Source organism: Paenibacillus herberti, from assembly GCF_002233675.1.
Lineage (GTDB): Bacteria > Bacillota > Bacilli > Paenibacillales > Paenibacillaceae > Paenibacillus_O > Paenibacillus_O herberti.
Genome location: NZ_NMUQ01000001.1, coordinates 660,788 through 681,009 on the forward strand (window position 1 = coordinate 660,788; position 20,222 = coordinate 681,009).

The 20,222-nt window shown below is 48.4% G+C and carries 17 protein-coding genes and 1 pseudogene; 14 read left to right on the forward strand and 4 right to left on the reverse strand.

Annotated elements, in window-relative coordinates; translation table 11 throughout:
* The first annotated feature begins 80 nt into the window (after positions 1-80).
* From CGZ75_RS03065 to CGZ75_RS03075, 3 genes are all read left to right on the forward strand, one after another.
* The gene (locus CGZ75_RS03065) at positions 81-371 is read left to right on the forward strand and encodes a DUF1304 domain-containing protein (protein WP_089522816.1); all 291 of its coding nucleotides are present in this window, start codon (positions 81-83) and stop codon (positions 369-371) included.
* 556 nt (positions 372-927) lie between these two features.
* Entirely contained in the window at positions 928-1,737 is an 810-nt protein-coding gene (locus tag CGZ75_RS03070) for a hypothetical protein (protein ID WP_089522817.1), read from the forward strand.
* Positions 1,734-2,327: a hypothetical protein gene (locus CGZ75_RS03075; RefSeq protein ID WP_089522818.1), complete on the forward strand. Its 594-nt coding sequence runs from the start codon at positions 1,734-1,736 to the stop codon at positions 2,325-2,327. The genes CGZ75_RS03070 and CGZ75_RS03075 overlap by 4 nt, the downstream gene beginning before the upstream one ends.
* Before the next feature lie 66 nt (positions 2,328-2,393).
* Here CGZ75_RS03075 and CGZ75_RS03080 read toward each other — a convergent pair whose 3' ends face one another.
* A complete protein-coding gene (locus tag CGZ75_RS03080; RefSeq protein WP_089522819.1) occupies positions 2,394-3,251 on the reverse strand; it encodes a LysR family transcriptional regulator in 858 nt (285 codons plus the stop codon).
* A gap of 219 nt (positions 3,252-3,470) precedes the next feature.
* Here CGZ75_RS03080 and CGZ75_RS03085 point away from each other — a divergent pair, with 219 nt between their 5' ends.
* Both CGZ75_RS03085 and CGZ75_RS03090 read left to right on the forward strand, forming a co-directional pair.
* Positions 3,471-4,520: an NADH:flavin oxidoreductase gene (locus tag CGZ75_RS03085; protein WP_141136646.1), complete on the forward strand. Its 1,050-nt coding sequence runs from the start codon at positions 3,471-3,473 to the stop codon at positions 4,518-4,520.
* 517 nt (positions 4,521-5,037) lie between these two features.
* Positions 5,038-6,510 carry an FGGY family carbohydrate kinase gene (locus CGZ75_RS03090; protein WP_089522820.1) on the forward strand — a complete coding sequence of 491 codons (1,473 nt, stop codon included), beginning with the start codon at positions 5,038-5,040 and terminating at the stop codon, positions 6,508-6,510.
* Positions 6,511-6,577: 67 nt separating this feature from the next.
* Here the strand turns inward: CGZ75_RS03090 and CGZ75_RS03095 are convergent, their stop codons facing one another.
* Positions 6,578-7,429 (reverse strand): YhfZ family protein, encoded by an 852-nt coding sequence (locus CGZ75_RS03095; protein WP_176444653.1) that lies wholly within the window; start codon positions 7,427-7,429, stop codon positions 6,578-6,580.
* A gap of 227 nt (positions 7,430-7,656) precedes the next feature.
* Here CGZ75_RS03095 and CGZ75_RS03100 point away from each other — a divergent pair, with 227 nt between their 5' ends.
* From CGZ75_RS03100 to CGZ75_RS03110, 3 genes are all read left to right on the forward strand, one after another.
* Complete coding sequence (locus tag CGZ75_RS03100; RefSeq protein WP_089522822.1) at positions 7,657-9,096, forward strand: FAD-binding oxidoreductase; 1,440 nt, start codon at positions 7,657-7,659, stop codon at positions 9,094-9,096.
* A gap of 48 nt (positions 9,097-9,144) precedes the next feature.
* A complete protein-coding gene (locus CGZ75_RS03105; protein WP_089522823.1) occupies positions 9,145-10,794 on the forward strand; it encodes a glycerol-3-phosphate dehydrogenase/oxidase in 1,650 nt (549 codons plus the stop codon).
* 145 nt (positions 10,795-10,939) lie between these two features.
* Complete coding sequence (locus CGZ75_RS03110; protein ID WP_176444654.1) at positions 10,940-12,277, forward strand: stalk domain-containing protein; 1,338 nt, start codon at positions 10,940-10,942, stop codon at positions 12,275-12,277.
* Between the two features lie 134 nt (positions 12,278-12,411).
* Here CGZ75_RS03110 and CGZ75_RS25020 read toward each other — a convergent pair whose 3' ends face one another.
* Positions 12,412-12,573 (reverse strand): hypothetical protein, encoded by a 162-nt coding sequence (locus CGZ75_RS25020; RefSeq protein ID WP_176444655.1) that lies wholly within the window; start codon positions 12,571-12,573, stop codon positions 12,412-12,414.
* A gap of 78 nt (positions 12,574-12,651) precedes the next feature.
* Here CGZ75_RS25020 and CGZ75_RS03115 point away from each other — a divergent pair, with 78 nt between their 5' ends.
* From CGZ75_RS03115 to CGZ75_RS03125, 3 genes are read left to right on the forward strand one after another with little or no spacing between them, the layout of a single operon-like run.
* Positions 12,652-13,791, forward strand: a complete 1,140-nt coding sequence (locus tag CGZ75_RS03115; protein ID WP_245850680.1) for an ABC transporter ATP-binding protein — start codon at positions 12,652-12,654, stop codon at positions 13,789-13,791.
* A complete protein-coding gene (locus CGZ75_RS03120; RefSeq protein WP_089522826.1) occupies positions 13,788-14,648 on the forward strand; it encodes an ABC transporter permease in 861 nt (286 codons plus the stop codon). The genes CGZ75_RS03115 and CGZ75_RS03120 overlap by 4 nt, the downstream gene beginning before the upstream one ends.
* Positions 14,638-15,459: an ABC transporter permease gene (locus tag CGZ75_RS03125; RefSeq protein WP_089522827.1), complete on the forward strand. Its 822-nt coding sequence runs from the start codon at positions 14,638-14,640 to the stop codon at positions 15,457-15,459. The genes CGZ75_RS03120 and CGZ75_RS03125 overlap by 11 nt, the downstream gene beginning before the upstream one ends.
* A 6-nt stretch (positions 15,460-15,465) precedes the next feature.
* Here the strand turns inward: CGZ75_RS03125 and CGZ75_RS03130 are convergent, their stop codons facing one another.
* Positions 15,466-16,362, reverse strand: coding sequence for an AraC family transcriptional regulator (locus CGZ75_RS03130; RefSeq protein WP_176444656.1), 897 nt, complete (start codon positions 16,360-16,362; stop codon positions 15,466-15,468).
* A gap of 133 nt (positions 16,363-16,495) precedes the next feature.
* On the opposite strand from CGZ75_RS03130, the gene CGZ75_RS03135 reads away from it, so the two are divergent.
* The 3 genes and pseudogenes from CGZ75_RS03135 to CGZ75_RS03145 form a co-directional block, all read left to right on the forward strand.
* Positions 16,496-17,335, forward strand: coding sequence for a phytanoyl-CoA dioxygenase family protein (locus tag CGZ75_RS03135; protein WP_089522829.1), 840 nt, complete (start codon positions 16,496-16,498; stop codon positions 17,333-17,335).
* Positions 17,336-17,590: 255 nt separating this feature from the next.
* Positions 17,591-18,883, forward strand: a complete 1,293-nt coding sequence (locus tag CGZ75_RS03140) for a family 43 glycosylhydrolase (RefSeq protein ID WP_176444657.1) — start codon at positions 17,591-17,593, stop codon at positions 18,881-18,883.
* Positions 18,884-18,963: 80 nt separating this feature from the next.
* Positions 18,964-20,222, forward strand: a pseudogene (locus tag CGZ75_RS03145) (IS1380 family transposase); the annotation flags it as partial.

The window sequence follows — 20,222 nt, forward strand, 5'->3', positions numbered from 1 at the left end:
AATCTTCCTCTCTCCAAGTCGTTACTCTTTCTTTACCCAATTGGAGAGTCATTAATTTAGAGAGTTCAACTTATATAGAAATGTTTCTATGGACGACCCCGCGTGGGATGAAAACGTTCGGCACGACGAAGGAAGAGGCAGCAGTCACAAAACCACTGGCCGCTAACCAAGGACTATACAATGGCTTTCTGGCGGCCGGGATTATCTGGGGTTTGGTGCATCCCAATGCTCAAACAGGCGAGTCTATTGTAATCTTCTTCATGATTTGCGTTCTAATTGCGGCATTGTACGGAGGAGCGACAGTGAAACGGTCTATTTGGTTGGTCCAAGGCCTACCTGCTTTGATTGCATTGATTAGCGTACTTCTATAATGCCAGATGAATGAATCGGTCCGCGACTAGCTGGCATAAGGGGGCCGATCCGTGGACATAAGACAGAGCATGTCGCTTGTTCTAGCAGCGAGGGAAGGTCTAGCGCAGCCACCGTTATTATCGTCGGGCAATAGCTTTCATCCGGCAGAAGCGGTAGTCTTCTCAAGGGATGGGGGCTCGCGTCAACCCATGCATTTTCCGAAGCGTTGGGTTTCTTTTTTTGTTTTGAGACACGGTTTGAAGAGGCTACGACGACAGCATAAGGACTGTTAGGAACAGTAATTATGTTTTCATTTGGCCGGAGAGCATTTCGCTGTTGCATACAACGTCGGATAATAGCAAGAATGCCGAAGCGCAAGCTCCTTTTCTAGGGGCTTGCGTTTTTGTGTGCGCTCAGCATGGGCGCTATCTTTAGGGTTCAAGTCCCGAATGGCGAAGGCAGTAGTAGCCATAGCTTAAGGCAAGGGTGTCCATCTTGAGGTGGAATCTGAAGGAAGCCGGCTCAATTTTCTGGAATCTGGTATTATTGTATGGTTACAGGAAGAGGGGCAGAGCGATGAGACGAAAGCTTAATTGGAAAATAGCAGCTGCGGGGGCAGCTTTGCTCGTCGGGGGAAGCTGGCTCGGCAATTTATTTTACTGGGACAGCATGCAGCTGGGGAAAGCGTATTTTTTGAAGCAAACCGTGCAGATTGACTCTAAGCGCGGCCAAATGCTGCAGCTTCATTTTATTCAAGATATCTATTCAGAAAGAAAAATAACCGCCGTTCAAATAGAGGAGTTTCCTGAAATCCGTTTTGATGTAAGGGAGGAACATACCCGTAATAGATACCAGCGGCAAATGAAAGCTTGGGCGGAGTTGAATCCGAGCGACCCATGGGTTGGCAGGCTTAAATCTGGGCCTCTTAATCTGATGGTCTACTATACCAAAGGCTCGGCCGAGAAGGTGCCAGCCGGAACAATTGAAATAACCGGGAAGACGATCTTGTCTTTTGTATCCGGCGGAGGCGGGGGAAGCACATCGCAGTTCGAGGCTGAGTTAACTCAAAATGCAACTCTAACCGACATCACAACGGAACCGAAAGGGCTGCTGGATGACGGCTTAAGCCTGACCGTGGACGGCAAGTCGCGGGATGAATTGACGCTCCCTAAATTTTATCAAAAGGATAGCAACATCCGGCTCAATTGGTCCGATTTTGAACCCGGCATCGATCCGCGCTTGCTGCACGAGGCTCAGCTGGAGCTGAATTTCCGCCTGCCCGACGGCGGAACGATGGTAGAACATTTGCCGATTTACAGCTACGACACGCTTTCGGACCGGCAGCTCGCCTCCCTCGTTCGAAAAGAGAGGGGTGGGTCAAAATGAATCTCAGCTTGGTTAAAGCTCTTCGCCGCATCGGCTGGGGACTTGTTTTTGTGCTGTTTGATTTGCGGCTCGGAATTGTCGATGTGCTGCCGGACGCCATCGGTTACCTGATGGTAGCGGCGAGCCTATCGGGAAGATCCGCCCTGCATCCGGCATTTGTTTGGGCGAGCCGCTTGGGCTGGATAATGGTTTTGCTGTCGCTTGGCGAGCCCTTCTTGACGATTCCGCTAACCAGCTTGGAGGAGACGCATCCGCTGTATATCCATGCGCTGGGCCAAGTCTTTTTTGTTTGCAATATTATATTTACGATGTTGTTATGTTATGGCTTCGAGCAGCTGGCTAAGCAATGGCGGTCTTTGGACATTCTGCAATCCATTCGCAGCAGGCGCTCCTTGTACGCGTTTTTTGGCGTTGCCCTGCTCATTTTTTATCCCTTTCAATTTAATATGGGGATGAGCGAATGGTTTTTTGCTTATATGGCGGGAGCGACGCTTATGGCGCTGCTCGGATTTCTGATCATGCGTGTGCCGTTCCGCCTATCCCGTGTAAAAATGTCGAAAAAAGGAGGAGAAATCGATGTTTACGGGTGAATTTCACCGATTAGGCTATGGCGAGAAAGCGCCGATGATCGGTTATTTTGACGGTTCACGCCCAATTCACGACCAGTTCTGAGCATGGCTTTTTATTAAAGAAATCATGCTGCTCATTGCCGGTGAAAGCCACTTGTCTTTGTGATAAGCCAAGTAGGTTGAAATGGCAGGACGTTCTGTGCCAACCTCTTGCGCTCGCAATTTTTGGCTTGCTATTTCCTCTTTTACCGAAAAATAAGGGACCATCGAAATTCCCAGGCCGTTTCTGACGCATTGTTTGATCGCTTCGATGCTTTGAAATTCTAAACTATCTTTAACCTCCATTTGCTTAAAATCGATGTAATCCTTAAATACGGCCTTATAACTGCAGCTCCGTTCTGAATACAGAACTGCTCCCTGTTCCAGCTGCTGATCAAGAGGCGGACTAATAATGACCATTTTTTCTCTTATTAGCCGCTCGCAGCATAACTCGGCCACTTCCCATGAGTCCTTTTCCATAATTAAAGCAAAGTCGATCTCTCCGGTTTGAAAGCTTGAACCAATATCTTGGTAATCGAGCGATTTAATGGATAGACTAACCTTCGGGTAAAGCTTCCTATACTCAACAAGAAGAGCAGGAACGCGGCAAATCATAAGCGATTCCGATATCCCGATTCTAAGATCTCCTGCCGGCTCGTCATCTGTCGTTAAGGCTTGATGGTATAGTTCAATGATCTTTAAAGCATAGGGAAGAAACTGCTGTCCATAATGAGTAAGGACGACTTTTTTGCCCAAGCGGTCAAAAATGGGCTTACCGATTTCTTCTTCCAAATCTTTGATATGCGTAGTGACGGAGGATTGGGCGTAGCCTAAATGTTCGGCGGCTTTTTTAAATCCGCCTTTTTCCACGATTGTTTTTAATGTTATAAGATGACGAAGCTCCATTTCTTCACGCCTTTCAAAGGGGATAAACGAGACAGTTCGATATTTTTGAATTAAATGTTCTTATATATCAATTTTACTGTAAACAAAGCCATGTTTATAATATACGTATCTGCAGAGGATGATTCAAGTCAAATACACCAGGAGGATTCATAATGACTAATATAGACGCTTTATTCAGCACCTTAAAAGTAGGTTCTACAACCTTCGGAAGTTGCTCCTATGACACGCATAAGCGCAACTTCCGAAGGTTTGGCAACCGATCAAATGGCGTCCTACTATGCTTCATTTGCGCGCGGTGGGTTTGGACTTATTATTACCGAGGGAGCTTATACAGATGAATTATACAGCCAGGGTTATTTTGATCAGCCTGGACTAGCTAATGATGCACAAGCACAATCCTGGAAAAAGGTTGTTGAAGACGTTCATCAGGCGGGTGCAAAAACGATCGCCCAGTTGATGCATGCGGGCGCTATTTCTCAAGGAAACCGCTTTGTTACGCAAAGGCTCGCTCCTTCATCCATACAACCTAAAGGCGAACAGCTATCGATTTATGGAGGCGAAGGCTCCTATCCAACACCTGGCGAAGCGACAAAGGAAGATCTTCAAAACGTAATTAATGGGTTTGTCGATTCGGCTGTGCGAGCTAAAACAATTGGATTTGACGGAGTTGAAATTCATGGCGCAAACGGTTATTTGCTCGATCAGTTTCTAACGGATTATACCAATCAACGAAGGGATGAATTTGGGGGTTCTACGGCAAACCGAGTCCGTTTTTTGCTGGAGGTTTCTCGTGCTGTTCGCCAAGCGGTGGGGCCGGACTTCACAGTCGGCATCCGCATCTCCCAAGGAAAAGTAAACGATTATACGCATAAATGGGCAGGAAATGAAGAAGATGCAAAAGTTATTTTTGGCCAATTAGGGCAGGCTGGCCTTGATTATATTCACGTTACGGAGCATAAAGCTTGGCAGCCTGCTTTCCCTCAATATGAAGGGGATAATAGCGGAGAGTCGCTTGCTGTTCTGGCAAAAAAATATGCTGGGCTCCCTGTGGTGGCAAATGGGCATTTAGAGGAGCCGTCTAAGGCGAATGAAATGCTCGCAAACGGCGATGCGGATATGGTCACGATAGGCAAAGGGGCACTGGCCAACCATGATTGGGTAAACAAAATCAAAGATGGAGCTCCACTGCATCCATTTGATCCAGACATGATTTTGAGGCCGGATGCAAAAATTAAAGAGTTTGAGGTAAGAGGAACAGTGGCGAATTAAAAAGTGGAATTGAGACAAGCTTTATGAAAAAAAAGCTTTACCTTCCGTTTTCTGGCGTGCCGAACCGAGCGAGACCGGCGCGGCACGATAGGCTGCGTACACCGTAAGGGATAAAAGACCTTCGGAAAGTTCCGCCTGCAATATGCAGGCTGCTTTCTGAGGGCCTTTTTGGTGTTGGCATCAGGCCGCACCGGAGGCTCCCGGAAAGCCGAAACAAGCATAGTGACGGGTAGGGAGCAGAAAAGATGGGACGAAAATAATCAAGCGATGCAGGAGACTTCAGCGTGTGGGAAAAATTTCAAAAATAGGGTTTGACAGATCTTTTTACGTACAGTAAGCTGTATGTATTATGGCGGAAACGCTTACGTAGCAAAAGGCATCATGCCTCTGGCAGTGTGGCATGAGAGCAGTCTGGCAGCAATAACAACACTTAACCCCATTTTTGATAGCGCTCTCATTAGGGGTTTGAAAATCCAGCACCCTTTATTTTTCAATTCAATTGAAAGGAGGCCCCTTCATGAGCAAGGAGTACATTCTTGTCATTGATGAAGGTACGACAGGGATAAAGGTGATCATCTTCAATCGGAAATTTCAGGCTGTGAAAGAAGTTTATGAAGCTATCGATACGATTTATCCGGGACAGGGCCAGGTAGAACAAGATGCAGAAGAAATATACCAAACAACAATCAAGCTTTGCCGGCAGGCCGTCAAGGAACTCGGAATCGAGGCTAATGAAATCGAATGTGTGGGCATTTCCAACCAGCGTACCTCTTGGCTTCTATGGGATAAACAGTCCGGAATCCCTATCCGAAACATGGTGACATGGCAGGATTCAAGGGGAGCGGCCCAGATCGAAAAATTTATAAAGGACGAACGTTTTAGCGAAAAATTCCCGGGGCTCGCGCCGCTTCTTCCCCCGTTTTACTTGCCGCTTACGCTCTCTGAGATCAAAGAACATGAACCGGAAGTTGTAAAAAAGATCGAGGACAAGTCGGTGCTTTGGGGGAATATCGATTCTTGGCTTATTTATAAATTGACAGGTGGAAAGGTGCACGCAACAAGCTCGAGTACGGCCAGCAACAGCACGGTTTATCTCTCCCAGTTCGGATGCTGGTTTCAAGAGATGCTTGAATATGTCGGATTGACCCTGGATATGATGCCCGTGGTTAAAGACGAAGCGGATGATTACGGTGTGATGACAGAAGATATTCTAGGGGTGGAAATCCCAATCGCGGGTGTGGTAGCCGATCAACAGTCAGCATTATTCAGCCAAGGATGCCTTGAGAATAATACCGCAACTTGTACGAATGGCACAGGTTCCTTTATCGACGTGAATTTAGGATCCGTTTATCGTGAAATACCGGGATTTTATACGACTATCGCATGGAGATTGAAAGACGACATCAAGTATATGGTTGAGGGATTTACCTTAACTGCGGGAGCGTCGCTGGAATGGGTCAGAAATGGGCTTGGACTTATCGACAACTTTGATTCTATGGAGGAAATCGCTGCTTCGGGTAACGGCGACGTTTACTTTGTCCCGGCTCTCATGGGGTTAGCTACTCCCTACCATGATTACTCGGCCCGCGGATCCTTCATGGGAATATCGGCAACAAGTACAGCTGCGCATTTCGTTCAGGCAACCTTGGAGTCAGTCGCTTTTTCAACTGCGTCCATCTTCGAAACGATGAAATCCGAAGAGTTGAAAACGATCAAGCTGTCAGGCGGAGCTTCTAAGAGCGATAGAGTAGGCCAACTATTGGCCAATCTTACGAGTGTCGAGGTTGTTCGTCCCGATTCCGTAGAAGCCACAGCACTTGGTGCGGCGGAGTTTGCAGCCATTCAACGCGGCAGGATTACCCTTAACGATATTCCTGACTTGGTTACGGTTCATAAGACCTTTCGACCCGATGAGAATCAGGAGAAGGATAAACAACATTTCCTCATGTGGACAAAAGCGGTCGAAAGATCGCTCGGTTGGCTGCAATGAAATAAATGAACATTTTTCACTTCCCCGTAGCTTGTTGCGGGGAAGTGATTTTAGTCCCAAATACATCTTAAAAAACAGGTTTTTCTTTACCGTTAACGACGTTACTTTGAATCGTTGCAATGAATGCAGGATCAATCCGATTTTGGATAAGATCTTCAATCCACTTTGAATTATTTCTCACAACCAATACGGCCTCAGTATTCGTATCTCTATGAACTTCTTGATACTGCAGAGGAACTATTTTCAATTCAGATGGTAGATTTGCAATCGATTCGCTGCATATCGACACATCGATGTTTCCCGAAAGAAGTTTGGGGATGGACTCGCCGTAAGATATTTCAATGAATTGGACCGATTTTCCTTCGCATTCCTTTAAGGCCATTAGGAAATGGTCATGAGAAGTTGGGTCTACGCCTACTCTCATCCCGTCAACAATTCCGTTGTCATGCTTTCTGGGCATCAGTAGGGCGTGATTCGCCACGTTTGAACCCGGACCGAATCCAAAGAGAAGAAGAAGATCACCTTTATCTGCTTCCTGCAACCAACTCATACGCGAGATAATGGCAAAATCACAACGTCCCGTTCGCAAGAAGTGTAAGCGATTTTTGGCGCCGCGCAGCTGAGCAAGAACAAGAGGAATATCGGTTTGTTCAAAAGCATAGTGCAGCCCTGTAGATAAGCCGTAATGAATTGTAGAAATTGCGACTGGCATCACTCCAATGATTGAAGTTAGATCTCCTAGCTGAAGGAGCTTCTCACGGTTCAGTTTTTTAATAAATGATCCTCGTTTGCCTAATGCATCGACTTCCAACGCGCCTTCGTCAATCAATAATTTTAAGGCGGCTTGTACCGTTCCGCGGCCTGTTTCAAATTCAGCAGCTAATTGGCCAATAGGGTCTAAACGGTCGCCTTCTTCCATAGTAAGCAATCTTCTAGCAAGAGTGACAGCGACCGATCCATATAGGAGCAGCATTTAATGAATTCCCTCCAAATCATTCCACCAGCTTTTGTACTGTTTTGAGCCTAACAAATTAAATGGCAATTTACAATTCATTTGAGAGCGAAGGGCTAGCAGGAATTGACAGAACTAATTATGTACAGTAATCTGTACGTAAGTTATAAAATACTCAAAAGGAGTTGTTGGGAATGAGCAGAAAAAGTGAAAAAACAATCCACGATCTACAGCAATTGCTTGGTGAAGCGAGTGTTAAATTTGATGCCGGCAGTTTGGAGAATCGCGCGAATGATACATGGCCTTTGCGGCTAGTTCAGAAGACAGTCGGCGGGCGGTTGCCGGGACCGTTATGTGTGGTTAAACCCCAAAATACGGCGGAAGTGGCTAAAGTGCTAGCTTATTTGAATGAGCAAGGCATTACAACTGTCCCTTTTGGCGGAGGTTCAGGTGTCGGCGGGGGAGCGGAGCCTACAAAAGAGAGCGTTATCATCGATGTTGGCACAATGAATCAAATTATAGAGCTGAATGAAGAGAACTTATATGTAACGACTCAGCCGGCGGTCATTTTGGGTGATTTGGAGAAATTTTTGAATGAAAAAGGCTATACAACCGGTCACTATCCGCAGTCGATTAACTTGGCACAGATGGGTGGTTTGGTGGCAACAAGAAGTTCGGGCCAATTCAGTACAAAGTATGGAAATATAGAAGATGTGCTGCTCGGGCTTGAAGCCGTCCTGCCGAATGGGGAAATTATTAGAATCAAGAACATTCCAAGACGTTCAGTTGGTCCGGATTTGCGGCATATTTGGCTGGGCTCCGAAGGGATATTCGGGATCATTACCGAAGTGAGCGTCAAAATATTCCCGACGCCGCAGGAGCGTTGGATGCAAGCCTATGCCATCCCAAACATGCGCCAAGGCTTGGGAATCATTCAAAGCTTCGTGAGAGAAGGTTGGCAGCCGGCAGTCGTTCGGTTACATGACGATAAAGAAACTGCTCAAAAATATGCCTCTTATGTTCATGAAGGCGAGTCTGTTCTGCTTATTTTGACGGAAGGACCCAAAGGATTAGCACAAGCTGAAGGCAACGGGGTTGATGCGATTGTTCAGGCCATGGGAGGTCGTCCGTTAGGCGAAGATCCCGTGCAGGAGTGGTTAGGGCATCGGAATGATGTCAAATTGGAGAAATACACCAGTCAAGGAATTATTGTTGATACGATTGAAATTTCGGCCATGTGGTCGGATATAGCTGCGATTTATGAAAAAGTAACGGAGCGCCTAACAAAGGAAGTGCCAGAACTGCTTCTAATTACGGGACACTCCTCCCACAGCTATAAACAAGGAACGAATATTTACTTTATTTTCGGAGCACAACCTGAACAAAATCCGGATAAGGTCGAACAGCTGTACTGGACCATCTGGTCTAAAGTAATGGAAACGACATTGGAACACGGAGGCTCCATTTGTCACCATCACGGGATTGGGAAGGGCCGTGCGCAATGGGTTCCAGATGAACTCGGAAGTTCGTATTCGCTGTTAAAAAAATTAAAGGAAGTCCTTGATCCTAACGGTGTTATGAACCAAGGCACATTAATGCCGGCAACAATTAATAAGCCATTGGAATTAACATGATAGGATTATGAAACCGCCAATCTCGCCTTTCAAGAAAGGAGCAACGTCGTGGGAATTCATCCGTTCAGTCCTGAAGGTCGACAACAGGCATTACAGGAAATGGGGAAACAAACCGTAGATTTGCTCATTATCGGCGGCGGAATCACGGGTTCCGGTCTGGCAAGGGATGCTGCGCTTCGAGGACTAAAAGTAGCCTTGCTGGAGAAGGTTGATTTTGGTTACGGAACATCAAGCCGGTCTTCAAAGCTTGTTCATGGGGGAGTTCGTTATTTGGCTTATGGCGAAGTCAACCTTGTAAGAGAATCTGCACGAGAACGCAAAGTTTTAAAAAAAATCGCCCCTCATTTAATTCATTCCTTGCCGTTTGTTTTTCCCCTCTATAAAGGAGAAAGCCTGATGAAGTTTCGTGCCGGTTTCTTCCTGTTTGATAAGTTGGCTGGTTCGACCAAATCCGAAAAGCATAAAGTGTTGAGCGTTGAAGAAGTCAGAGAATCCGTACCTGCCCTTAGAGATCCTTTGATCGGCGGTATTGTTTATGGAGAATACATTACGGAAGATGCACGATTCACGCTGCTGAATGCGATTTCGGCGGCCGAACAAGGCGCATTGGTTGCCAATCATGCCGAAGTTACCGATTTTATTATAGAGGGCGCCAAAGTCATCGGGGCGAAAATGACGGATAAACTGTCCGGCGAAACGTATGAAATTCACGCCAAAGTTACCGTTAATGCGACAGGGCCGTGGGCAGAACAATTGCTGGCGAATAATCGATTTTCGGCACCGAAAAAATTGTTGATTAGCAAAGGAATCCATCTCGTATTTGATGCCACCCGCATTCCAATAAAAGGCGCTGTCGCCTTGAAATCGCCGTCCGGCAAGGAAGGATTTATGATACGCCGCTGGAATTACGTGTATGTCGGAACGACCGATGTGCAGCATGATGGAATCATCGATCAACCGCAAGCGGATCGAAAAGCTGTGAATCACCTTCTCGACATGAGTCAGGAATGTTTCCCTGATTTGAACTTAACGGAAGACGATATTTTGGGCACTTGGGCAGGCGTAAGACCTCTCATTTCCGAAGGAAATAAATCGTCGCGCGATACTTCGAGACATGATGAAATATGGAAAATCAAAGATGGATTATTAACTGTTGCCGGCGGCAAGCTCACGACTTATCGTCCGATGGCCGACCGCATCATGGTGAGCGTAGGCAAGGAGCTGGGAATCGAATTGCCGGATAATCATCGGACAGAAGAAGTTATTCTTCCAGGCGGCGACATTAAAGGCGACTTTGAACAATTTAAGGGGCAGATGACCAAAAAGCTTGGGGATCTAGGTTTTTCTGATGAAACGGCTGAAAGATTAATATGGTTATACGGGACAGCGATTGAGGATCTGCTACAATATGCCAATGAAGATCCCGCATGGCTTGAGCCAATCGCTCTTGGCGTACCTGCGATAAAAGCGGAAGTACGGTTGGCATTAGAAAAGGAAATGGCGCTCAGTTTAACCGATTTTCTTGACCGCCGATCCGCCTTGTTGATATTCAGCAAAGACCATGGTGTAGAATCGGCCAAAACGGTTGCACATATTATGGGCGAAAGATTGCAGTGGAGTGACGAACATAAAAGGGAACAAATAAACATCTATCTAGAGTTGCAACAAAAGCATCTTACAGATTCCATTCGAGTATAGAATCATAATGAATTTCCCGAATTTATAAATAATGGATATATTATATTTAATTACTAATAGACAATGGCAACAGAGGCCCTGATAATAGATTGGAAGTTCCCATTACATGGAGCGCTTACATAATCAAGGGCAGGGGATTGAAGTCATGCAAGTCTTAAAGAAATGGGCTGTCGTTGTTAGCGCGGCCATGCTCATTGTTATTGGCATTAGTGGTGGAGCGACGGAAGCGGCTGCGGCGAAAGGAACGCCCATCAGCGTTTATTTGAACGGCAAAAAGCAGACTTTCGATCAGCCTCCGGTCATTGTGAACGGGGCGACGCTTGTGCCGCTGCGCGGCATTTTTGAAGGGCTTGGCGCCAAAATTTCGTTGAACGGAAAAACGATCACTGCAACGAAGGGTTTCACGACGATTGTGCATACAATCGGTCAATACGGGGCCCTCGTTGACGGCGAGAGGGTTACAATGTCGCAGTCGTCGATTGTGCTGAAGGGCCGTACACTCGTGCCGCTTCGCTTTATCGGCGAAGCACTAGACAGCAAAGTAAGCTGGGACGCGGGTAAGCGGCAAGTAACCGTCACGGCGCTGAAGGGAAATGAGCTGCAAGCCCGCTGGGCCGAAAAGGCGGATACATTTGTTTGGTCAGGCAAGCTGGATAAGCTCAAGCAAATGCTGAAATACGGCTGGAAACCAGCACTAAGCGAGCAGGCCTGGGTCGGCAGCGTGCTCACCAAAAATAAGGATATCGTGAAGCTGTTTCTGGACAACGGAGCAAGCGTCAATGTGATTGCTACGGATGAAGATGGAGGCAATCTGGCGTTGCTTGAAGCGGCAACACTGCCGTACCGCGTGATAGCGAATGGCGATATGATAGAGACGTCGCAAACGTCGGATCTGGAGCTGTTGCGGCTGTTGCTGGCGGCCAAACCTGCCATTAAGGAACTGGAGCAGGAGATCGGCAGTCTGCTGTGGACGCCAGCTTCTTACAATCGGTTGTTAATCGCTCAAGAGTTGATCAATGCGGGCGCAAGCGTTAAGTCCGACGGCGAACGGAAATTCAGCGCTCCTCTTGTCGGAGCGGCGGGATACGTGGACCAGGACGGCAATCGCGCGATTGAAATGATGGAGCTGCTGCTCAAAAACGGGGCGGATGCCAACGATTGCAACTGTAATCCGTTAGAGGAATATACGGCGCTGGAGTATGCAAGCGGCATATTATACGATGCCGAGGACGGCAGTACTGAGCATAAGCCAGATGTCCGTGCGGTGCAGTTAATGCTGCAATACGGAGCGGATCCTAAGCTTGATAGCTCTCTGTATGAGGCTGTCGCAGCGGATTCAATCGATGTCGTCAAGCTACTGCTTGAAAAAGGCGCAGACCCCAACAAGCTTCACCCAGTCGTGGAGCAAACTCCGCTGGAGCTTGCCCGCGAGAACAGCAACAGGGAACTGATTGCGTTGCTGGAAGAAAAGGCAAAGGCATAAAGCTTATAACAGACCTTTGGGAAGCCCCGGTTGCAAGATGCGGGCTGCTTTCCAGAGGTCTTTTTAACATTTGAAAAAAATGCTTTACCTTCCGTTTCTTGGCGTGTAATATGTTACATCAAACGGAAGGGTTTCTAGGGATCCGGGAAGCGGGCGGCGGCATGCCGCCCCTCTTCGCCGAACCGAGCGAGACCGCCGCGGCGCGATAGGCCGCGTACACCGTAAGGGATAAAAGACCTTCGGAAAGTTCCGCCTGTACATGATGCAGGCCGGCTTTCCGGAGGTCTTTTTGTCATGGACGCGAACTCTACTTGTTCGTATTTCCTGGCGATTCGGAAGCTGTGGGCCGACATGGTGTTTGCAGGGGAAATTGCATGGCAGGGGGAGTGGAGAGCATGAACGCGCTCGAGACGAGAGGATTGAAAAAAACGTTCCGTGTCAAACAAAAAGCACCCGGGTTCGCGGCAAGCCTCCGCTCGTTGTGGGCGCCGCAATGGAGCGACAAGGAAGCGGTTAGCGGCATCGACCTGACGGTCGCGCAAGGAGAGACGGTCGCATTTCTCGGCCCCAACGGCGCGGGTAAGTCGACGACGATCAAGATGTTGACGGGCATCCTGCATCCCAGCGAAGGGGAAGCGAAGGTGCTTGGATACGTTCCTTGGAAGGAGCGAAAGCAGCTTGCTTACCACATCGGAACCGTATTTGGACAAAAGTCGCAGTTATGGTACCATCTGCCGCCGAGCGATACTTTTGAGCTGATGAGCCGTATTTACGAGCTGGACCGAACGGATTACAAGAGACGCCGCGACAATTTGATTGAGCGTTTCGTACTTGGCCCTTACTTGAACACGCCAGTACGGCGGCTTTCGCTCGGTGAGCGGATGCGCTGCGAGATCGCCTGCTCGTTCCTGCATCGCCCGAGTCTGCTGTTCCTCGACGAGCCAACGATCGGGCTGGATGCGATGATCAAGGAGCGAATCCGCGAGCTGATCGCGGAGCTCAATCGGGAGGAGGGGACGACGGTATTCCTGACCTCCCATGATGCAGGTGACATTGAGCGGCTGTGCCGCCGGGCCGTCGTCATCCACCATGGCGGTATCATGGTCGACGGGCCGGTGGAGCGGCTGAAGCGGGATATTTTGCGCTATAAGACGGTTACGATTCGCATAGCTGAGGGGGCTGAGTTGTCGGGTAGCGGGGGAGGGAATGTTATGCAGTCCACAATTCTCGCAGCGAACGGAGAGGGGAGGTTGTCCGCTGATGTGGGAAATGGAACCGTGCAAGCTGGCAGCAGCTTGCCCTTCGGAACGGAGCGACTGCCGTCGGAGCCTGGCATTCTCAAGCTGTCCGTCGACCTGACGGCGACAGGTGTGGAAGCCGTGCTCTCGGAGCTGATGAGCCGGCTGTCGATCGCAGATGTCACGGTTGAAGACCCTCCGATGGAGGAGGTCATTAAGACGCTGTTCGAGCGTGGCAGGGAGCAAAGTGCAGCAGGGGAGGGAAATCCGCCATGAGCAGTGAGATAAAGTACGGAATAGCAGCAGGAAGGGGTGGGCCGATCCAAAGACTCGCACGTAAAGCTGCCAAGTACTCTGCCGTTGGCGGGATTACGCTCAAGCAGCAGACGGCTTATTGGGTCGATTTCCTGATGAGATCGCTGTTCCTGCTGCTCATCCTGTATGTATTCATGCAGCTGTGGACGGCCGCTTATAGTGGGCAAGGAAGCGGGACAGATACGGTCATCAGCGGATTCCGTTTGAAGGACATTATCTGGTATCTCGTTTTGACCGAAGCGTTCACGATGGCTTTTCCGCAATTATGTACTCGGATCGAGGAGGAGGTCAAAAGCGGCGGCATCGCTGTCCGCCTGCTGACACCGATTTCGTACAGCGGTTATCAGTACGCCTCCTACTTGGGAGAGGCGGCTCTGCGCTTCCTGATCAATCTTGCCTGCGGCTCAGCGATCGGCTGGATGCTCGTTGGGCCGCCGGAATTCGGCGGAGGCTGGGCGGCGATGGCGGCTCTTGGCCTTGGCAGCTTCACTTTAGCTTTTCTGCTCAACCTGTCCATTGCGCTGTGCGCGTTCTGGGTGGAGGAAACGAGAGGGCTGGAATTCATTCTCCAGAAGCTCCAATTCACCGTTGGCGGCATGCTCATTCCTTTGGATCTGATGCCCCAGTGGTTGCAGCAGATATGTGCATGGCTGCCATTTCAGGCGGTGTTGTATTTTCCGGCCAAGGCGGCCGTAAGCGGCGGGAGCGGTTTGGGCGGTTATCTGCTGCTGCAGCTGACCTGGATCATACTTTTGGCGGCTCTAGCCGCATGGATCTATTCGCGGGGCGTTAGGAGGCTGAATGTCAATGGAGGTTGAGAAAAGGTCGCGCAGAGGCGGGTTTTGGATTGGCACGCTGCCCTTCCTTTTCACCTGCTGGAAGTTGAATTTGGCGGGAGCGATGGAATTCAGGCTCAGCTTCCTGATGACCGCAGGTATGATGTTCCTGAACAATATCATCTGGCTTCTGTTTTGGGGGATCTTTTTCAGCCGCTTTCCATCCGTTGGCGGATGGGAGCTTGCCGATATTATGCTGTTGTGGGCGGTGAGCGCAGGCGGCTTCGGTTGGGCGAATATGTTGTTCGGCAATTTCAGCCGAATCGCCTATTTGACAGCTCATGGTGAGCTGGACGTTTATATGACTCAGCCGAAGCCGGTGCTGCTGAATATTTTGGCGAGCCGCATGTCGCTTACGGCGATCGGAGATTTCCTGTTCGGGCTGGCGATTTACGTCTACGTCGGTGATCACAGCTTGGGAGGTTTGCTGCGTTTTCTGCTCGCTTTGCTGATGTCGGGACTGTTTTTTCTATTTTTCACACTGGCGGCGGGCTCGCTGGCATTCTTCATTGGCAATGCCGAAGGCATCGCTTTCCAACTGTTCAACGGGTTTTTAACCTTCACCACCTACCCCACTGATATTTTCAAAGGATTAGGGAGAATGATGCTGTTCACAATCCTTCCCGCAGGTTTTATCAGTTATATGCCGATCGGCCTGCTGCGGGGCTGGGACAACGGGTTTATGTTTACCGCGGCGGCAGCGCTGCTGGCGCTAACCGCTTTGGCATTGCTGCTGTTTTATACAGGGCTGCGCCGTTATAGCTCCGGCAATCGGATGGCAATGCGGAGTTGAGGGCAATCAATCCTCCTGTTTCGGATCAGAAGTCGGCTTCGCCTGTCCGTTCATGCGATATTGTGATGGAGTAAGTCCGGTTACTTCTTTGAACTGATGGCTGAAATAATGAACGCTTTTGAAGCCGAGTCTGAGCGAGAGCGACTCCATTTTTTCTCCAAGCAGCAAAGCTTGTTTAGCCCGCTTAATCCGTTCTCTAATCATGAAATGTTTGGGCGCAAGACCGACTTCTTCTTTGAACAGTTTGGAAAAATGAATGGGATGATAACCGCATAATGCGGCGAGCTCTGCGACTGACCAATTATAATCGGGCTGCAGTTGCATCGCTTGAATGGCCCCTTCTATTTTGCCGTTAACGGTCGCAGTGGGGTTTCCTTCTAGCCTATGTCGGTAAATAACGGTGATAGCCTGCATCATCAAGGCACGAAGCGCCATCGTATAACCAGGTTGTTCGGATTTATATTCCTTGACTATCCGAGTCCAGATCGGCTCGAGCCCAGGCACTTCAAACAAGGTTGGCATAATAAGCTGACCTGCCGTTCCGCTCGTGATTACAGGGTTGTTTGCAGCACCAAGTGGCGGCCAAGTGTCCGAATATTGAATGCCAAGTCCAGGATGCACGGGTTCTGGAGAGGCATTTTGCCAGTTGAAATGAATGCTATAAAAATCGGTTTTTTCCGTTGTTTCCAAATAGGTTTGACATTGGGGTCCGTAAAAGATACTTTCCCCAGGCCGGATCGTGTAGGTCTCATTATTTAGATATAACTTGGCAGAACCCGTAATCACACTCATGAAATGGCAGTCGGGAATAATTCGAAGCCCCCAATTTTCACCCGCCTCCTCGGTTTGCCTTGCGGCGAAGTTAACCGTCGGTGCGATTTTTTCAAGCTCAATGATAGACATAGGCTCCCCTTCTCCCCGAATATAAGAAAAACACAAATGATTCATTAGATTTAGGAAAATACAAATGTCTGCGCTCTCATTATGATTAGGTTATCAACAAATCATAATCAAGGACGAGGAGAGGTGCAACAATATGTTAAATGCAGCGCAACTGGCGGAGTTTGAGAAAAACGGGTTTTTGAAAGGTGATGTGGTTTTGAGCGATGCTGAAGTAGAACGGTTACGCGAGGAACTGGACTTGATTATGGAGGGAAAATCGGTCAAGAAGCCGGTCCTTAACCATAATATGCGTGCTGAAGAAGCGGACTCTTTATATAAAGGTATGAAAATGAGCGTAAGCGAAAAGGTAGTCCAAATCGTAAATATTTGGATGGCGAGCGATACTTATTTACAACATGCCGGGCACCCGGTCATCTGTGAAGAGATTGCACAATTATGCAAAACCGATACCGTCCGCGTCTGGCATGATCAGATCCAATATAAACCGCCTGTCACAGGTGGACCTACGCCATGGCATCAAGATCATCCGTTGTGGCCGGTTATCCAGCCTGCTGATCTTGTCAGCGCCTGGGTTGCGCTTGATGATGCCGTTATCGAAAACGGCTGTATGTGGATGGTGCCTGGCAGCCATAAATGGGGAGATCATCAGAAATATATGGCGAGTACGCCTGATTTCATGCCGTATCATCGCAATCCCGAATTGCTGCCGGAAGGTGCAGAGGTTAAAGCCGTTCCTTTTGAAATCAAAAAAGGGCAAGTTGGATACCATCATAGCCTCACTTGGCATGGCAGCCCGAACAACCGCTCCGATCTAAAACGCAGAGCGATCGCGGTCCACTACATGCCTGGTCACACCGTTTATGCGCCAACGAGCGGACATCCAATGGTCCCTTATGTAACGGTCAATGAGGGCGATATTCTTTCCGGCGAGCATTTCCCGGTCGTGTATAGCATCGCTAAAGCAGCTATGTAAGTAAGGGAACGAACCCCCGACGAGCAATCGTCGGGGGTAGCTTTTTGACAAAAGACATTATGTTCGATATCGCTTAAGGCCTATAATTTTCATTGACTCTGACATGAAGATTCATTACTATTTATTTTGAAACCCGTTTCATAAATTGCGTTTCTTCAGAAGGGGGATGGCGGAAGCAGAGAGTATAAAGCGTACTAACACGATTTATTGAATGCGCTTACAATGAAAGGCGTTCAATTCTCAAGGAGGATCAAGATGAAAAACAAGCCAATCCATAAACCTTTTTGGTTATCGTTATTTACACTCTTCTGTCTGTTCGGTGCTGCACAAGCTGTATCTGCCGCTCCTGTTTCCGTACCCAACGGGGTCCAGTTTACGGACTCAGACAGTAATCTTGTTCAAGCACATGCAGGTTCGGTACTGAAAAAAGAAAATTATTATTACTGGTTTGGTGAAAATCGCACAGAAAATAACAAATTCTTCGCCGTATCCGTCTATCGCTCTACAGATTTGAAAAATTGGGAGTTTCGAAATCATGTGCTTACTCAAAATTCGGACCCGGAGCTGGCGCTTGCTTTCATAGAACGGCCTAAAGTTATTTACAACAGCACGACGGGCAAGTACGTCATGTGGATGCACAAAGAAAATGGAATTAATTATTCAGAAGGCCGGGTAGCTGTGGCTTATTCCGATACAATCGACGGTGATTATACCTATACAGGAAGCTTTCAACCAACTGTTGGCGGAATATCTTATGATTCCCGCGACATGACATTGTTCCAGGAGGATAACGGGGAGGCGTATCTCTTTTCATCAGCATCTTCACCGACTAAACCAAATAGCTGGAACTCAACGATGAATATTTTCAAGCTTACGGGGGATTACTTGGATGTTGATAGTAAAATCAACACTATATTCGAGGGCCTATACCGCGAAGCGCCTGCTGTATTTAAGCGTAACGGCGTGTATTTCATGTTAAGCTCTACAACTTCAGGATGGAATGCAAATCAGCAAAAGTACGCTACAACTACGGATCTCGCTGGGGAATGGTCTGAACATTCGAATGTGGGCAATGGCAACAATTATGATTCTCAAACGGGGTTTGTTCTTCCAGTGCGAGATTACAGCAATAATGTCGTCAGTTATCTGTTTATGGGAGACCGCTGGGGGCCTTCTTGGGGTGGGAAAATAATTCATTCCAAATATGTATGGGCTCCTATCGTATTTACCTCCGATACCTCCTTTACTTACAACTACTACGATAATCTCATTATTGATACAGCAACCGGGACTGTAACGGGATCGGATAATGTGTGGGATGCTAACGGCTATTATAAACTCACAAACAAAAATAGCGGACTCGCCTTATCTATTCAAGGAACGGACAAAACCGCAGAAGGAGCTAACGCCGAGCAAGCCGTGGCCACGGATGATTCGTTTCAATTGTGGAGATTGGTTCCGGTTGATAGCACTCGCGACTTTTTCTACATTGTCAACCAAGCTAGCAATAAGTATTTAACCCTGAATTACGAAAGTGCGACCTCATAAAAACATAAAAAAGTGCCCCGATCTTTGGTAGAATGGTGTTTGCAAAGACAACATCACCCAAAGAGAGGAGCACCCATAAGGTGAAGTTTACCACAAAAATCACGTCGTTGAAAACGGAATTTTCTATGAGAAATACAACAAATTTTGCAGGCAGTAAAGTCATCTTGGGATTCCTTGAAACCATTTGTTTCAATCAAGCCCTTCGGACCTTGGGGCTCGCCAAATCGGTAAACGCGATTTTCCCCACGCATCGCATCTTGCAGTACCTTATCATCGGCTGGCTCTTGGGCTGCGAACGTCTTTTTCACTTCCGGTCGCTGCAAGGCGATGCTTTAGTAGCCCATGCGCTTGGCGGTCGTGTGCCTCATCACACGTTGTTAAACAAGGATTTGCTTCGTCTGGGCAAAGCCCATAATCAGTTAGCTCCAGCCCTCCGAAAATTAACGATCGAGATCATTGCGCCGCAGTTGCTGGGCTCACTAATCCTCGATCTGGATTCCACCGTGGAGACCCTGTACGGGAATCAACAAGGAGCGGAAGTTGGCTTCAATAGTCAAAAGCGTGGGCGTAAGAGTTATCATCCCTTGCTCGTGTACGAAGGTCAATCGCGGATGCTGGTCAACGCTTCCTTGCGCCCCGGTAATACAAGCAGTTCCACCGATGTTCTGCCTTTCGCCCAGCAAACGCTCGATATGCTTGCTGCCCACGACGTCCGGTATGCGCGGTTCGACAAAGGCTTTGGCGGCGAGGCGTTCTATGCCTTCTGGGAGTCCCGTCAAATCGGGTACGTCGGCAAAATGAAATGGACAACACGTCTTCAGCAGCACGTACAAGCCTGCGAGCATTGGCAACGGTTTGTGGATGACGAATGGATCATTGAAGGCGTAACGGTCGCCTACCAAGCAACGAGTTGGGACAAGATGCGCCGTGTGGCTGTGATCCGCAAAATGCCACGATGGGATGGAGAGCAGTCACAGCTTGAACTTGACGTACTCTGGCAATACGAAGCCATGGTGACAACGGAAGCCTGGGAAGCCATCGACGTATGGCGTTTCTACAACCAGCGCTGTTGCATGGAGAACTACATCAAGGAAGGCAAACCATTCACCGGATTCCAACGCAGTCTTTTGCCGCCAATGAAATCGACCTGCTCTTAAAACTGCTTGCCTACAATCTGTTCGAACGATTTAAGCAGCATTGCTGTGAGCCGATCCATCAAGCCTATACCGTTCAGCGGTTCCGACGAGAGTTTTTCCATTGTGCAGGCGCGTTTGTAAGTCACGCTCGTCAAATGACCTTAAAGCTGTCTGCATCATTTCAAAACCAGAGGGTCTGGCGG

What these genes read in the sequence shown, in the direction of transcription:
- CGZ75_RS03115 (WP_245850680.1), top strand. Translation starts at nt 12,652, where the DNA reads ATGGCAGGGGGAGTGGAGAGCATGAACGCGCTCGAGACGAGAGGATTG.
- CGZ75_RS03110 (WP_176444654.1), top strand. Translation starts at nt 10,940, where the DNA reads ATGCAAGTCTTAAAGAAATGGGCTGTCGTTGTTAGCGCGGCCATGCTC.
- CGZ75_RS03065 (WP_089522816.1), top strand. Translation starts at nt 81, where the DNA reads ATGTTTCTATGGACGACCCCGCGTGGGATGAAAACGTTCGGCACGACG.
- CGZ75_RS03130 (WP_176444656.1), bottom strand. Translation starts at nt 16,362, where the DNA reads ATGTCTATCATTGAGCTTGAAAAAATCGCACCGACGGTTAACTTCGCC.
- CGZ75_RS03135 (WP_089522829.1), top strand. Translation starts at nt 16,496, where the DNA reads ATGTTAAATGCAGCGCAACTGGCGGAGTTTGAGAAAAACGGGTTTTTG.
- CGZ75_RS03070 (WP_089522817.1), top strand. Translation starts at nt 928, where the DNA reads ATGAGACGAAAGCTTAATTGGAAAATAGCAGCTGCGGGGGCAGCTTTG.
- CGZ75_RS03100 (WP_089522822.1), top strand. Translation starts at nt 7,657, where the DNA reads ATGAGCAGAAAAAGTGAAAAAACAATCCACGATCTACAGCAATTGCTT.
- CGZ75_RS03120 (WP_089522826.1), top strand. Translation starts at nt 13,788, where the DNA reads ATGAGCAGTGAGATAAAGTACGGAATAGCAGCAGGAAGGGGTGGGCCG.
- CGZ75_RS03125 (WP_089522827.1), top strand. Translation starts at nt 14,638, where the DNA reads ATGGAGGTTGAGAAAAGGTCGCGCAGAGGCGGGTTTTGGATTGGCACG.
- CGZ75_RS03085 (WP_141136646.1), top strand. Translation starts at nt 3,471, where the DNA reads ATGACACGCATAAGCGCAACTTCCGAAGGTTTGGCAACCGATCAAATG.
- CGZ75_RS03095 (WP_176444653.1), bottom strand. Translation starts at nt 7,429, where the DNA reads ATGGAAGAAGGCGACCGTTTAGACCCTATTGGCCAATTAGCTGCTGAA.
- CGZ75_RS03090 (WP_089522820.1), top strand. Translation starts at nt 5,038, where the DNA reads ATGAGCAAGGAGTACATTCTTGTCATTGATGAAGGTACGACAGGGATA.
- CGZ75_RS03080 (WP_089522819.1), bottom strand. Translation starts at nt 3,251, where the DNA reads ATGGAGCTTCGTCATCTTATAACATTAAAAACAATCGTGGAAAAAGGC.
- CGZ75_RS25020 (WP_176444655.1), bottom strand. Translation starts at nt 12,573, where the DNA reads ATGACAAAAAGACCTCCGGAAAGCCGGCCTGCATCATGTACAGGCGGA.
- CGZ75_RS03140 (WP_176444657.1), top strand. Translation starts at nt 17,591, where the DNA reads ATGAAAAACAAGCCAATCCATAAACCTTTTTGGTTATCGTTATTTACA.
- CGZ75_RS03075 (WP_089522818.1), top strand. Translation starts at nt 1,734, where the DNA reads ATGAATCTCAGCTTGGTTAAAGCTCTTCGCCGCATCGGCTGGGGACTT.